The sequence below is a fragment of the Salinicoccus halodurans genome, assembly GCF_900114445.1.
Lineage (GTDB): Bacteria > Bacillota > Bacilli > Staphylococcales > Salinicoccaceae > Salinicoccus > Salinicoccus halodurans.
The window spans coordinates 366,116-380,159 of sequence record NZ_FOTB01000003.1 but is presented as its reverse complement, the minus strand read 5'-3'; the positions used below and the strand labels follow the sequence as shown (position 1 = coordinate 380,159).

The window sequence follows — 14,044 nt, the reverse complement described above, 5'->3', positions numbered from 1 at the left end:
TTATACAACGATTCCTGTAAATAAAAAGCATCATCAATGATTGTGCCTGTCTCTCTTGCTACAATGAATATAACATCATAAAAAGAGGAGTGCTAATTATGCAAGATATAAAAGGTAAAAATGCGGTCATCACAGGCGGAACACGGGGTATCGGCCTGGCAACAGCCCATGCGCTCGCAGCAGAAGGTGTGAATGTGGCAGTTATTGGACGAAACAGGGATACCCTGAGCGATGCGGTTGATGAACTGAACCGTCATGATGTCCAGGTCATCGGAGCAAACGGGGATGTATCCAGCCGTGAAGAGGTCGACAGTATGATCGCATCCATCAGTGAATCATTCAGCAGCTTTGATATTCTGATCAATAATGCAGGCATCATGGGGCATACACCATTCCTTGATTCCAGCGAGGAAGAGTTCAGAAAAATGATGGATGTAAACGTCTTTGGCCCCTACTATATGATGCAGGCAGTCCTTCCGCAGATGACTGCTCAGCAAAAAGGGGATGTCATCAACATTTCTTCCATGTCCGGTCTGAAAGGGACACCGGGCAGTTCACTCTATTCTGCGACAAAATTCGCGGTCATCGGGATGACAGAAGGAATTATGCAGGAGATGAGAAAACATAACATCAGAGTGTCCTACCTGACACCTTCGGCGGTGCTGACAGACCTGATCGGTGAAGCAAGACTTGAAGAAGACTCTATGACTCATGCAGAAGATATCGCCGACATCATTGTAAGTCAATTGAAGCTGAACCAAAGAACTTTCATCAAAACAAGCCAGATGTGGGCAACAAACCCGATTCCAAAAGAGAAATAACAGTTTTGAATGAGATGAGGGAGGAAAAGAATCAAATGAGTGGCTTGTCATTGAATGATTATCCGGCACATAAAGCGCTGCATGACGAAATATTGGGAGGTGCAGAGGAACAGCTCGACTCTATGAAAACCTTACTCAACAAACTCGAACACAAAGAACTCGCCGAAGAAATGGAATCCTTCATCGAATACGTCGAGACGCGAGTACTCGGTCATTTTGATGAAGAGGAATCCGGCACCGGTTTTTATGACAGGGCAGTCGGCCGGGAGCCCGCTCTCCACGATAAGGTGCAGGGGTTGAAGAGGGACCATGAACTCATCAGGATGATGACCGCCCGCATGAAGGAGGAACTGGCAAAAGAAGATGTCGACTTCCAGAAACTGATTGATCATTCGGTTTCCATTATTTTAGTGGATGAAATCCATTCGCGTGATGAAGAGGATATTCTGCTTGGGGGCAGGGAATGAACGAAACGATTGCGGCACACGGTGTCTGCGGGCAAAACCCACACACTGAAAAGCCTGCACCGGAATGAACAGATCACTCCGGTGCAGGCTTTTTATTCTACTGGAATTTACTTATATGCCAGATTTCCTCTGCGTACTCCGCCAGCGTCCTGTCTGAAGAGAATTTACCTGCATTCGCCATGTTTACATAGCCTTTTTTGTAAAAGGCCTTACTGTCTCTATAGTCATGTGATATCCGGTCCTGTGTTTCTCTGTAGTCCGCGAAGTCTTCCAGTACAAAGTACTCGTCTCCACCAGTGAGACTGTCGTATATATCCTGGAACATCCCTGTACCGTTGTCGTGGTAGGTGCCGTCGGTCAGCGATTCAACAACCGCTGCGAGCCCTTCTGTTTCCTGCAGCGGGATTTCCGGATCATAATTTCCCCGCTTCGCCTCGACTTCTTCAACTTCCATGCCGAAGATATAATTGTTTTCCCTTCCTGCTTCCTCGACGATCTCAACGTTCGCACCATCCATCGTTCCGACTGTCACCGCACCGTTCAACATGAATTTCATATTGCCGGTGCCGGAAGCTTCTTTGCCCGCTGTTGAAATCTGTTCTGACACGTCCGCTGCCGGGAAAAGCTTTTCGGCGTATGACACACCGTAGTTTTCTACAAAAACGACTTTGATGATGCCATTTACTTCAGGATCTGCATTTACGCGATCCGCCAATTCATTGATGAATTTGATGATTGCCTTCGCCATGTAGTATCCCGGCGCCGCTTTCGCACCAAATATGAATGTCCGTTTTGTCCATTGTCCATCCGGATCCGCTTTTATGCGGTTGTACAGATCGGCGATATAAAATGCCATCATCAGCTGCCTTTTATATTCATGCAGCCTTTTGATCTGAATATCGAATATCGATTCCGGATCGATATCTATTTCTTCATGGAATTGGATATAGTCTGCGAGCTCCTGCTTCTTCTCTTTCTTGATGTCTATAAACCGTCCGAGTACTGCATCGTCTGTATATTTTTCCTCAAGATCCTTCAACAGGCTCAAATCTGTTATCCATTCCCTGCTGCCGAGCAGATCGGTAATCATTGCACTGAGCTGAGGATTGGACTGGAGCAGCCATCTTCTTTGCGTGATCCCATTTGTTTTATTTACAATACGGTTCGGGAAGATCCCGTGCCACTCCCGGATCACATCGGTTTTCAGAAGATCGGTATGGATGGCCGCCACACCGTTTACAGCGCGTGATGCATAGATAGACATGAATGCCATATGAATCGAGTTGTTCTGGATGATAAGGAATTTATCCCATTTTGATTCATCCACTTTCCATTCTTTCAGCTCGCTGACGAGCCTTCCGTTGATCTCTTCGATATAAGGGTACAGGTTTGGCAGTACGGACAGGAAAAGGTCCTTATTCCATACTTCCAGTGCCTCTGCAAGCAATGTGTGGTTTGTAAATGCCATCGTCTTCTGCGTAATATCGAATGCCTTTTCGAATTCCACACCTTCCTGCTCCAGTAAACGGATGAGTTCCGGTATCGCAAGCGCCGGATGGGTATCATTCAACTGGATGGAATGGAGTTTTGAGAAGTCATCGAAACTCTTATGCCCTGCTTCTTTATACTTACGCATCAAATCCTGCAATGAAGCAGAAGTGAAGAAGTATTGCTGTTTAAGCCGGAGCTGTTTGCCCTCATCTGTAGAATCATTCGGATAAAGTATTCTCGAAATAGTTTCCGCTTCATTTTGTGCTTTCACCGAATCAATGTATTTCCCTTCGTCAAAAGCCTGAAAGTCGAACTTCTCTATCGCATTGGCGCTCCAGAGTCTGAGCGTGTTGATCGTATTGCCGCCGTAGCCGACAATCGGCATGTCATACGGCACAGCTTCCACCTTGTCAGCTTCACTGAATTCGACAATCACGGTATCATTGCTGTTTTTAACGAGCCACGGGTTTTCGTAATCAAGCCATGGATCCGCCTCTTCCACCTGGAAACCATTCACGAAATTCTGCTTGAAGATTCCATACTGATACAGGATGCCGTAGCCCGACATCGGATAATCAAGTGTTGCCCCCGAGTCCAGGAAGCAGGCAGCAAGTCTCCCCAGTCCGCCGTTCCCGAGGCCTGCATCATCTTCCGCTTCTTCCAGGATATTATAATTCACTCCCATTTCCTCAAGGGTTTCTTTCACATTTTTTTCGATTTCAAGGTTGGTCAGATTGTTGCTGAGTGCACGCCCCATTAAAAATTCCGCCGAGAAATAATAGGCCTGCTTCTGTTGGCTGAATTTTTTCTTGGATTCTATCCATTTCGGAACAAGATACTCCATCACCGCATTCCCTACTGTGACAAACTGTTCTTTTTCATGTAATTCATAAAAAGACTGTCCATAACTATCATATGCCTGTGCTTCAATTCTGTCCTTCAGTTCCAAAGATTTCATAATGACCTCCCATAAAGTCTATTCAACCGTTTTAGTTTTTTAGCAAGATGCTTTTTCAGAGCGCTTTTCGGCATACGCCATTCCCAATTGCCACCGATGGTAGACGGCGTATTGAACCTCGCTCCATCACCCAGACCGAGCAGATCCTGCATCGGAATTACAGCAAGGTAGGACGGAGAGCCGAACACTCCTCTGATGCATCCGTTGACGTGACCTTCCTCTTCAGTCAGATTCAGATACTTCACTGCTTTTTTATATGTCTTCCTGTCTGCAGAGGCAAGCCATCCCCGCGTAGTCTGCGTGTCATGATTTCCGGTATAGGCAATGCTGCGGGCGGTGTAATTATGCGGAAGATACTCTGAATCTTCATCGGGATCGAATCCGAACTGCAATACTTTCATACCCGGATAACCGGCATCTTCAATCAGCTTATAGACTTTTTCCGTCAGAAACCCGAGATCTTCGGCAACAATGTCCCGGTCACCAAGCGCATTTTTCACTGCATCAAAGAGTTCCATCCCCGGTCCCTTGACCCATTCGCCATCTTCGGCTGTCTCATCACCGGCAGGAATTTCCCAGTAGGATTCGAATCCTCTGAAATGATCGATCCGGACCGTGTCATATAAATTGAAGCTCTCTTCAATCCTTCTGATCCACCATTCGTATCCATCTTTTTTCATGGCTTCCCAGTCGTATACCGGATTTCCCCACAGCTGTCCCGTTCTGCTCATCATATCCGGCGGTACGCCTGCAACAACTGTCGGTTTTAAATCTTCATCCAATTTGTAAAGTTCCGGCTGCGACCACGTGTCCGCTCCGTCTTCTGCAACATATATCGGGATGTCCCCCATAATTTTAATTCCCCGGGCATTCGCATATGCTTTAAGCCTTGCCCACTGGCTGAAGAATAAATACTGCGTGAAGACCCAGAAGAAAACCTCGTACTCATTTTTTTCATAAAATGCATCAAGTGCGTTGTGCTCCCTCAGACGGTATTCATCGGGCCACTCCATCCAGGAAACGCCGTTCTGTTCCTTTTTAATCGACATATACAGTGCGAAGTCGTACAGCCAGTCTTCATGCTGTGCGAGAAATTCTTTTAATTCTGACCGCATCGCTTCCCCTGCCCGACTGTATGCGAGTTCCAACAGCGGCATTTTATGCTGATACAGTTTTTCAAAATCCACTTTTTCAGGATCATCTCCTAAATCCGCTTCAGCCGTTTCTTCAGGCAGCAGCCATTTCCTTTCTATCAGTTCATCCAGATCGATGAAGTAAGGATTCCCGGCAAACGCTGAAAAACTCTGATAGGGCGAATCACCAAAACCGGTGATTCCCATAGGGAGTATTTGCCAGTATTTCGTATTCGACTTCGACAGAAGCCTTACAAACTTATAAGCGTGCTTTCCGAAATCTCCAATACCAAATTTCCCGGGTAATGAAGAAATGTGCAGAAGCACTCCGCTGGAACGATCCTCCATAAAGACCCCCTCCTTAGTGCAAACGTTTGCATTATTTGATGCCATTATAACATATTCTGGCTGAATACCGGAATGATATGGTAAGATTATTATGATTTTCCAACAATAAAAGAGGTGTGCTTTTTGAAGAAATATAAGTATCTGCTGTTCGACCTTGATGATACAATCCTGGATTTCGGTGCGGCTGAAAACAAAGCGCTCGACTTTGTCCTGAAAAGCCATGAAATCTCAGCGGTCCCCGGTCTTTATGAGCGCTATAAGACGATTAATCAAAATCACTGGGAAATGCTCGAGAGAAATGAACTGACAAAGGACCAGGTCCTGACAGAAAGGCATGAAATGTTCTTCCGGGAACTTGGAGAGACAGTCGACGGCTCCGTTGTTGATGACATGTACAGAACACAGATTGCAGAACACGGACACCGGTTATTCGAAGGGGCGCTGGATGTAATAAAAATCCTGTCCGAAGCATATCCGTTATACATCATTACAAACGGCGTAAAGGATACTCAGGAAAAGCGGCTGGCGAACTCCGGCATCCTCCCTTATTTCAAAGATGTGTTCATCAGTGAAGATACCGGTTATCAAAAACCTATGAAAGAATTCTTCGATTACACAGCCGGGCGCATTGACGGTTTCCACTGTGAAGATGCACTGATTATCGGCGATTCACTGACTTCTGATATACTCGGGGGGATCAACAGCGGCATCGATACATGCTGGTATAATCCAAAAGCCAAAAGAAACCCCTTTGAATTCAGGGCAGACTTTGAGATCAGACAACTAAATGAACTCTTCCATGTATTAGACCGGTAATTCCGGTCTTTTTTTATTAGGGTTGACTAATATTTATTTTTAGGGTAACCTAAATAATAATTTAACACATACATTTTACAATAATTGGAGGAGGAATATGAAAAATATATCATTATTGCTGAGTGCACTCTTTTTGATCACCGGTATCGCCGGATGCAGTAATGGTAATGATTCCGATGCCTCTTCGGATGACGGGAGAATCGACGTTGCCGTCACAACGACCTTCCTCGATGACATGGTGGAAATCATAGACGGGAATGCAGATGCATTCGACACCGAACTGATCATTCCTGCAGGCGAAGACCCGCATGTCTACCAGCCGAAAGCGAGTAATCTGAAAACCATCGTGGATTCGGATCTTTTATTCTACCAGGGGCTGAACTTTGAAGGCCGCATGGCCGATGTTCTGACCGACGGCATCCCCGTGGCGGAAGACTTTGACAGCAGTGTCCTCGAAACTCAGGAAGAAGGCGAAACAGATCCCCACTTCTGGTTCAATATAGAACTTTATAAACAGGCCATGACGATTGTCGAAAATGAACTCTCTGCTGCAGCGCCTGAACATGAAGAGGCTTTCCAGTCCAACCTGGATAATTACTTTGACGAGCTGGACGCGCTGGATGCCTATGTGCGGGAACGGATTTCAGAAATCCCAGCGGAATCCAGGATACTGATCACCCCGCACGATGCGTTTGGCTATCTTAGTACGGCATATGACCTCGACGTCCATGCACCACAGGGGTTCTCCACTGAATCTGAAGTGTCTAACAACATGATCAGCCGGACGGCGGATATTATCATGGAGCAGAATATTAAAGCGATATTCGTAGAAACGACGACAAACCCGGATCAGATGAAGCGCCTGGAGGAGATTGTTTCATCCAGGGGCGGCACTGTAAATGTCGTGGGCAGCTCCAAAGATGCATTGTACTCCGATTCCCTGGGGGAAGCCGGGGAACCGGGAGACACTTATATCGGGATGTACAGGCACAATATAGATACAATCGTTGAAAATCTGAAGTAAGAGGAGGTAGGAAAATGGAAGAAGATATCATTACTATCAGGGACCTGAACGTCGCCTATCAGGATAAGCCGGCATTATGGCATATCAATCTGGATATTAAAGAAAACAGCCGGACCGCGATCGTCGGGCCGAATGGTGCAGGTAAATCAACAATGATAAAAACAGTGATGAAACTGATCCGGCCGGTATCCGGAAATATAAAAATTGCAGGCCGCACAGATAAAGGTGTATTAAAAACCATTGCCTATGTACCTCAAAAAGGGGAAGTGAACTGGGATTTCCCCACCACTGTCCTCGATGTCGTCCTGATGGGACGCTATGTCCATAAAGGATGGATCAAGCGTCCAAACAGGAAAGATAAAGAAATTGCCCTCAAAGCGTTAAAAACCATGAAAATGGAAGCGTTCCGGGACCGGCAGATTTCCGAATTGTCCGGAGGCCAGCGCCAAAGGGCCTTTCTGGCCCGGGCTATCGCCCAGGACGCCGACATCTATGTGATGGACGAGCCGCTTCAGGGCATTGATATTACAACTGAAAATCTGATCATAGATGTCATCAGACAGCTGCAGGAGGACGGCAAGACATTCATTGTCGTCCATCACCAGCTGAACACTGTAAAAGAATACTTCGACCACGTCGTAATATTGAATAAGACCGTCATTGCATCCGGACCGGTTGACGCAGTTTTTACTGAAGAAAATATTGAGACGGCCTACCGTGAAAAAGGGATCCGCACATGATGGATATACTGACAAGCTTCACTTTTCTGATTGTTGCTGTAGGCACGATGGTCCTTGCATTCGCGGGCGGTATGGTAGGTACAATCAGCGTAATGAAAGGACAGAGCCTGATTGGTGATGCAATCGGCCATGCCACATTTCCCGGCATCGTGTTGGCTTTCATGCTCATCGGCGTCAAAGAGACATACACGCTGGCAATCGGTGCCGTCCTGTTCGGCATCCTCGCCTTTTTGGCCATTCAAATGATTACATCACATTCGAAAGTCACCCTGGACGGCGCGCTTGCTCTTGTCCTGTCTTCTTTTTTCGGACTAGGCATGGCATTGATGAGTTTTGTACAGGGGAATCCGGATTTCGAAGGAACCCAGGGGCTGAATGACTATATATTCGGCCAGGCAGCCTATATGCTGAGAAGTGATGTCTATCTGATCATCACCGCTTCATTCATCAGCCTGTTCATACTCGGGGCATTTTACAATCAGATCAGAATCTATGTATTCGATCCTGTTTTCAGCCGGACGGCCGGCATCAATAATAACCTGATGAATTTCATCATCCTAGTCGTCACCATCCTTCTCATCTCGGTCGGGCTCAAAGCAGTCGGGGCCATATTGATCGTCAATCTACTGATTGCACCTGCAGTCATCGGGCAATTATGGTCCAGCCGCTTTTCCATCGTTCTCCTGATTGCCGGATGTTCGGGCTCAATTGCCGCCTTTCTGGGCACATACATCAGTACAGCGGGACAGGACATTGCCACAGGACCCGCAATTATTTTGACGTTATCCGCCCTGATGGTACTCTCTTTATTCCTTGCTCCGAAAGGCATAATGCGAAGGTCGATCTATAAAAGAAGAATGGGTGGTGATATGCCTTGATAGAAGTATTACTGGTCCTCGTTGTCACCGCACTGGCGACAAGCGTGCTGGGTGTCTTTCTCGTGCTGCGCGGACTTTCAATGACAACAGATGCAATCAGCCATACGATTCTGCTGGGCATCGTACTCGCATTCTTCATAACGAATGATATCCGTTCCCCGTGGCTGATCATCGCTGCAAGCATCGTCGGTATTCTTACGGTCTATATCATCGAACTGGTCTCCAGGACGCAGCTGGTGCGCCAGGATGCAGCCATAGGACTCGTATTCACTGCATTGTTTGCAGCCGCCATCATTCTCATTTCGAAGTACTCCGGGAATGTACATCTGGACATGGATGTCGTTTTAATGGGGGAGGTTATTTTTGCACCATTCAACAGGATAGAAGTACTTGGTTTCAGCATTCCCAATGCGTTGTGGCAACTCTCGATCATACTGCTTGTAAACGCTGGTTTTGTGGCTTTGTTCTATAAGGAATTGAAACTGACCACCTTCGATTCCAAATTTGCATTCATCGCCGGATTTTCAGCGACATTCATCTATTATGTACTCATGACACTCGTTTCGGTCACTGCAGTTGCTGCATTTGATGCGGTCGGCTCCATCCTTGTAATAAACTTCTTCGTCGCCCCTGCACTCACCGCCTACCTGCTCGTCAGGCGTCTCAGTTCAATGATCTGGCTGTCTATGCTCTTCGCAGTCATCAACAGTGTTCTCGGTTACCTGATCGGTTTCGGATATGATCTGTCTGTGGCCGGAGTCACTTCATTTATCGCACTCGTCACTTTCATGATTGTATTTATCTTCAATCCGGACGGCTGGGTGAACAATAAAATCAGAAGCATGAAACAAAAACACAGCTTTACCCGGGCAATGATCCTGATGCTCATGAACGAACGCGGTCATACACGTCTGACGGAACGGGAAATAACTGCACATTTCAATCTTGGGCGGAAGCAGTTCGACAAACATATGGAATACCTGCTCATCAATGACTACATTGAAAAAGCGGATGGGCACTACACTCTTACAGAACGCGGCGAAGAATATACACATTACACACGGATCAAATATGAATTGCCGATTTAGATATTTTTCATCATAATGGTACAGGAGAATTCGGAACGGAGTGAAACCCATGAGTCCAACAAAAGAAGACTATTTAAAAATATTATTCGAACTCGGTGGCCGGACAGAACAGGTCCCCAACAAAGAAATAGCAAACCGTCTGAGCATCTCTCCGCCCACCGTGACGGAAATGATGAACAGCTTGGTCAAAGCGGGATGGGTGGTCTATACGCCTTATAAAGGAAGCAAGCTGACCCATGAAGGTACCGACTATGCCAAAAAGCTGATAAGGAAGCATCGCCTATGGGAAGTGTTCCTTGTGAAACATCTCGGTTTCAACATCAATGCAGTCCATCCCGAGGCAGAGCTTCTGGAACACTCCACCAGCACAGAACTTGCCGACAAGCTCGAGGCATATCTCGACTTTCCGGAATACTGCCCGCACGGCGGCGCCATTTCTGTTGATATGATGGAGGAACAGGAAGTTAAAACAGTGCATCTGACTGAAGCGGCAGTCGGGGAGCCTGTGCGCATATCCCGCATTGTCGATGAAGACAAACTGCTCCAGTATTTTGAAAATCATGACCTTAAAATCGGAGACCGGGTAAAAGTGATGGATAGAGACGCCTCACTCGACCTCATAACACTCCATCACGGAACAACGGAGAAGGAGATACAGATCAGCCAGACGATAGCACAATACCTGTTCGTTGAATATCTTTGATCCAGAATGGTCCCGCATATACAAAGAAGCATCCCGCCGGAGTCAGCTCCGGCGGGATGCTTCTTTTATTTTTATATCCGTTTAATATTATTTATCCATTTCCCTGTCCGTCTTTGATCCATTTGGCAACTTCCACCGTGCGTCTCGCCTGGTGTTTGACTGCTTCTTCGATATCTTCCACGATACCCTCTTCTGTGGCAGTTGCTGATACCCCATAAGGATTACCTCCTGAGCTGAATTGTACAGGATCGCTATAACCCGGCGGTACAATGATTGCACCCCAGTGGGCCATTGTTTTATAGATTGAAAGCACTGTCGCTTCCTGACCACCGTGCGGATTTTGAGCAGACGACATCGCACTGACTGCTTTATTCATCAGCTTGCCCTGGGCCCAGAGCCCGCCTGTTGTATCGATGAAGGCGCGGAATTGTGAAGCTTCCACACCAAAACGTGTTGGCGCACTGAAGACAATCGCATCTGCCCATTCAAGATCTTCCGTCGTCACTTCTTCAATGTTTTGTGATTTATCATAATGCTCTTTCCATGCCGGGTTCGATTCGATTGCTTCCATAGGCGCTGTTTCAGGTACCTTACGCAGCCTTACATTGGCCCCGACATCGTTCCCTGCTTCCTGCGCCCACTGCGCCATCTGATGGTTTGTACCGGTCGAACTGTAATATACAACTGCCAGATTCAAATCTGCCATCATATCTCTCCTTTATGAAATCATGTTATTAGAACAACATTATGCATGTACCCGCAGTAATCCATCTAAAACATACCGTTTCTCCTTCTCAGCTTCAAGTCATTCCACGTTTTTCCCCAGTTTCTTCAACGTTTCAATCAATTTTTTCTTCTCTCCGGCATTCAGACCATTGGTGATCTTCTCCAACTGTTCTGCATGTTTTGGAAAAATTTCATTCATCAGCTTTTTACCTTTCGGTTTTAGATAAACATAGGCTATCCTTCTGTCCATTTCATATTGTTTTCTGACCACATACCCTTCTTCAATCAGATTGTTCACGACATACGTGATCGAACCCGATGATAATAATACGCGTTCACCTATCTGCTGAATCTGCTGGGGTCCTTTATTGTAAAGTAGTTCTAAAACAGCAAACTCTGTAGGGTTCAGTCCATAGCTTTTCATATCTTTGAAGGATTGGTCCTGCAAAGAATTAAAAGCATGATGCATTACAATATATAATTTCAATGAAAGCTCCTGATTATCAAGTTCCTCCGGCATCTTCATCCTCTCCTTTATCATTTCCACAGTTGATTTCACTAGATTTATATTTTAATTATACTATTACAATTTTGAAACGAGTATGTCATATTTTTCACTATCTTATGTTAACATGTCTGTATATCTCACATTTAAAAATCATATATTCCAATGTTGAAGGAGGAGAATAGATTATGGAAGAGAAACCGGACCGTGGCGGGTTGAAATCTGTCGACCACAAAATATTCTTGCCCTCTGTCATCATCATAGTGTTGATCAGCATTCCTTTTGCATTATATGAATCGGAGTCTCTTGAAATTCTGAACAATATCTTTGACCAGATTGTCTCTCAATTTGGATGGGGGTACATCTGGTACGCAACCATACTTCTGGCTGCAGGACTTTATCTGTCCTTCTCCAAGTACGGAAAAGTGGTGCTTGGCTCACCTGAGGAAAAACCACAGTTCACTTTATTCGAATATGCCTCTCTGCTCATCGCCATGGGGCTGGGTTCGACGATCATGAGAACCGGCATGGTGCAATGGACGGGAGTTGCGGATAATCCGCCTTTAGGCGTGACTCCGGGATCGCCCGAAGCTCTGCTGTGGGGGAATTCCTACGCCATGTACATGTGGAGTTTCCAGGTATTCTCCATTTTCGTCATGGCCGCACCGGCAATGGCATATATCATTCACGTTAAAAAACGGCCGATGATGCGGATTTCCGAGGCAACGCGCGTCATATTCGGTGACAGGTTCACAGATGGCGCCGGCGGTGTCATCCTCGATATCCTTTTCCTGGTGAGCATACTCTCAGGAGCCGCTGTCACGCTGGGGCTGGGTACACCTATCATAACTACCAATCTTGCCAGCCTGCTTAATACGGAAGTCACATTCACAATGACGATGATAGTGACAATCATCTGGGTTGCCCTCTTTTCTCTAAGTGCCTACCGCGGCATAGAGAAGGGAATCAAAAAACTCAGTGTCCTGAATATCTATATGGCTGCCTTCTTGGCTTTATTCATATTAATCGTAGGACCCGGCGTCTTCATAATGGATTACTTCACAGATACGATCGGACACCTGCTCACTAATTACATGTCATTCTCGTTCTATACTGAGTCGGTGGCTGCGGGCCAGGCATCATTCATCAGAGATCATTTGATATTCTGGCTGGCATACAGTGCTACCTGGGCAATGCTTCACAGTGTGTTCGCCGCTAAAATCTCAAAAGGCCGTACAATCAAGGAAATGATTTTGACATACCTTCTCGCACCGACCGCCATATCATGGATCGCTACAGGCGTACTCGGCGGCATCGGCGTGAATGCGCAATTAAACGGCGAATTGGACGTTCTGGCAATGCTTCAGGAGAAAGAAGCGGTAGAACTCATTCCGGACATACTGCAGACACTGCCTTTATCCGGTTTGATGATGATACTCTTCATCATCATTGCAATGATATTCCTGACAACAACGCTCGACTCGACTACCTTTACCATCGCAGTATATACAAGCAAAAATGACATGAGTGAAAATGAACCGTCAAAATTCCTGCGAATCTTTGTCGCATTCGTTATTACGGCCCTCGCTCTGCTCCTCATGCAGATTGGCGGTCTTGCACCGCTCGAAGTGGTTTCAGGCATTATGGGTATACCTATTATATTCATCCAGTTCCTTATGGTCTATGCAGCTAAGAAAATGATGGACCAGGACGAAGCATGGAAGTATAATATCAGAAAAAATGATAATGATTAAAAATAAAATTAATCATCAAAAAAGGGCTGGAATTCCAGCCCCTTTTTAATATGCACATTTATACTTCTTTGCCGAGGAATGATTTCAACATCCAGTTGTTCTTTTCAACTTCAGTGATCATGCCGATGAAAATGTCCGCCGTCCGGTCATCGCCGGCACCTTCCGCCGCTTTTTTGCCCTTATCGAGCTCTTTGATTACAGTATCGTAATCTTTGGCAAGCCGTTTTACCATCTCATTGGCATCGATATCATATTCTGCTTCTTTGACGCTTGCCACCTTGATTGCATCCGACTGCCTGCCTATCGGCTCACCGCCGATTGACAGCAGCCTTTCAGCAAGCTCATCTACATAAGTGCCGGCAGTCGTATAAAGTTCTTCAAATTTTTCGTGCAGAGAGAAGAAATTAGGCCCTTTTACATACCAGTGATAGTTATGGAGCTTCGTCCAGAGTACTGTAAAGTTTGCGACCTGCTTGTTGAGTGAATCTTTCACTTCATCTTTTTTATTTGCCTTCTTATCCGTTTTAGCTTTAGCCATTTATTATCACCTTTCCAAATGTAATGAATAACATTATGCATCTACCCTGCGTCA

The 14,044-nt window shown here is 46.0% G+C and carries 14 protein-coding genes; 9 read left to right on the top strand and 5 right to left on the bottom strand.

Annotated features, from left to right (window positions below; all coding sequences use genetic code 11):
• The first annotated feature begins 98 nt into the window (after positions 1-98).
• Positions 99-821, top strand: coding sequence for a 3-ketoacyl-ACP reductase (locus tag BM271_RS08510; RefSeq protein WP_046789254.1), 723 nt, complete (start codon positions 99-101; stop codon positions 819-821).
• A gap of 35 nt (positions 822-856) precedes the next feature.
• Positions 857-1,288, top strand: a complete 432-nt coding sequence (locus BM271_RS08505) for a hypothetical protein (RefSeq protein ID WP_046789253.1) — start codon at positions 857-859, stop codon at positions 1,286-1,288.
• Positions 1,289-1,385: 97 nt separating this feature from the next.
• On the opposite strand, the gene BM271_RS08500 is transcribed toward BM271_RS08505, so the two are convergent.
• Together BM271_RS08500 and malQ are read right to left on the bottom strand one after the other, a co-directional pair.
• Positions 1,386-3,737, bottom strand: a complete 2,352-nt coding sequence (locus BM271_RS08500; protein ID WP_046789252.1) for a glycogen/starch/alpha-glucan phosphorylase — start codon at positions 3,735-3,737, stop codon at positions 1,386-1,388.
• Positions 3,734-5,263, bottom strand: coding sequence for a 4-alpha-glucanotransferase (malQ, locus tag BM271_RS08495; RefSeq protein ID WP_074924556.1), 1,530 nt, complete (start codon positions 5,261-5,263; stop codon positions 3,734-3,736). Before malQ ends, BM271_RS08500 begins: the two co-directional genes overlap by 4 nt.
• Positions 5,264-5,341: 78 nt before the next feature.
• Here malQ and BM271_RS08490 point away from each other — a divergent pair, with 78 nt between their 5' ends.
• The 6 genes from BM271_RS08490 (at position 5,342) to BM271_RS08465 (ending at position 10,467) form a co-directional block, all read left to right on the top strand.
• A complete protein-coding gene (locus BM271_RS08490) occupies positions 5,342-6,034 on the top strand; it encodes a YjjG family noncanonical pyrimidine nucleotidase (protein ID WP_074924555.1) in 693 nt (230 codons plus the stop codon).
• Positions 6,035-6,131: 97 nt separating this feature from the next.
• Entirely contained in the window at positions 6,132-7,058 is a 927-nt protein-coding gene (locus BM271_RS08485; protein ID WP_046789250.1) for a metal ABC transporter solute-binding protein, Zn/Mn family, read from the top strand.
• 14 nt (positions 7,059-7,072) lie between these two features.
• The gene (locus BM271_RS08480; protein WP_046789249.1) at positions 7,073-7,798 is read left to right on the top strand and encodes a metal ABC transporter ATP-binding protein; all 726 of its coding nucleotides are present in this window, start codon (positions 7,073-7,075) and stop codon (positions 7,796-7,798) included.
• Positions 7,795-8,676 (top strand): metal ABC transporter permease, encoded by an 882-nt coding sequence (locus BM271_RS08475; protein WP_200795332.1) that lies wholly within the window; start codon positions 7,795-7,797, stop codon positions 8,674-8,676. Before BM271_RS08480 ends, BM271_RS08475 begins: the two co-directional genes overlap by 4 nt.
• On the top strand, positions 8,673-9,764 hold the full coding sequence (locus BM271_RS08470; protein ID WP_046789248.1) for a metal ABC transporter permease: 1,092 nt from the start codon (positions 8,673-8,675) through the stop codon (positions 9,762-9,764). Before BM271_RS08475 ends, BM271_RS08470 begins: the two co-directional genes overlap by 4 nt.
• A 49-nt stretch (positions 9,765-9,813) precedes the next feature.
• Positions 9,814-10,467 (top strand): metal-dependent transcriptional regulator, encoded by a 654-nt coding sequence (locus BM271_RS08465; protein ID WP_046789247.1) that lies wholly within the window; start codon positions 9,814-9,816, stop codon positions 10,465-10,467.
• 91 nt (positions 10,468-10,558) lie between these two features.
• Here the strand turns inward: BM271_RS08465 and wrbA are convergent, their stop codons facing one another.
• Both wrbA and BM271_RS08455 read right to left on the bottom strand, forming a co-directional pair.
• Positions 10,559-11,173, bottom strand: coding sequence for an NAD(P)H:quinone oxidoreductase (gene wrbA / locus BM271_RS08460; protein WP_046789246.1), 615 nt, complete (start codon positions 11,171-11,173; stop codon positions 10,559-10,561).
• A gap of 99 nt (positions 11,174-11,272) precedes the next feature.
• Entirely contained in the window at positions 11,273-11,713 is a 441-nt protein-coding gene (locus tag BM271_RS08455) for a MarR family winged helix-turn-helix transcriptional regulator (RefSeq protein WP_046789245.1), read from the bottom strand.
• Between the two features lie 173 nt (positions 11,714-11,886).
• On the opposite strand from BM271_RS08455, the gene BM271_RS08450 reads away from it, so the two are divergent.
• A complete protein-coding gene (locus tag BM271_RS08450; protein ID WP_046789244.1) occupies positions 11,887-13,452 on the top strand; it encodes a BCCT family transporter in 1,566 nt (521 codons plus the stop codon).
• A gap of 58 nt (positions 13,453-13,510) precedes the next feature.
• Here BM271_RS08450 and BM271_RS08445 read toward each other — a convergent pair whose 3' ends face one another.
• On the bottom strand, positions 13,511-13,990 hold the full coding sequence (locus tag BM271_RS08445; protein ID WP_046789243.1) for a Dps family protein: 480 nt from the start codon (positions 13,988-13,990) through the stop codon (positions 13,511-13,513).
• Positions 13,991-14,044 lie beyond the last annotated feature (54 nt).

What these genes read in the sequence shown, in the direction of transcription:
- BM271_RS08510 (WP_046789254.1), top strand. Translation starts at nt 99, where the DNA reads ATGCAAGATATAAAAGGTAAAAATGCGGTCATCACAGGCGGAACACGG.
- BM271_RS08505 (WP_046789253.1), top strand. Translation starts at nt 857, where the DNA reads ATGAGTGGCTTGTCATTGAATGATTATCCGGCACATAAAGCGCTGCAT.
- BM271_RS08500 (WP_046789252.1), bottom strand. Translation starts at nt 3,737, where the DNA reads ATGAAATCTTTGGAACTGAAGGACAGAATTGAAGCACAGGCATATGAT.
- malQ (WP_074924556.1), bottom strand. Translation starts at nt 5,263, where the DNA reads ATGGCATCAAATAATGCAAACGTTTGCACTAAGGAGGGGGTCTTTATG.
- BM271_RS08485 (WP_046789250.1), top strand. Translation starts at nt 6,132, where the DNA reads ATGAAAAATATATCATTATTGCTGAGTGCACTCTTTTTGATCACCGGT.
- BM271_RS08480 (WP_046789249.1), top strand. Translation starts at nt 7,073, where the DNA reads ATGGAAGAAGATATCATTACTATCAGGGACCTGAACGTCGCCTATCAG.
- BM271_RS08475 (WP_200795332.1), top strand. Translation starts at nt 7,795, where the DNA reads ATGATGGATATACTGACAAGCTTCACTTTTCTGATTGTTGCTGTAGGC.
- BM271_RS08465 (WP_046789247.1), top strand. Translation starts at nt 9,814, where the DNA reads ATGAGTCCAACAAAAGAAGACTATTTAAAAATATTATTCGAACTCGGT.
- wrbA (WP_046789246.1), bottom strand. Translation starts at nt 11,173, where the DNA reads ATGGCAGATTTGAATCTGGCAGTTGTATATTACAGTTCGACCGGTACA.
- BM271_RS08455 (WP_046789245.1), bottom strand. Translation starts at nt 11,713, where the DNA reads ATGCCGGAGGAACTTGATAATCAGGAGCTTTCATTGAAATTATATATT.
- BM271_RS08450 (WP_046789244.1), top strand. Translation starts at nt 11,887, where the DNA reads ATGGAAGAGAAACCGGACCGTGGCGGGTTGAAATCTGTCGACCACAAA.
- BM271_RS08445 (WP_046789243.1), bottom strand. Translation starts at nt 13,990, where the DNA reads ATGGCTAAAGCTAAAACGGATAAGAAGGCAAATAAAAAAGATGAAGTG.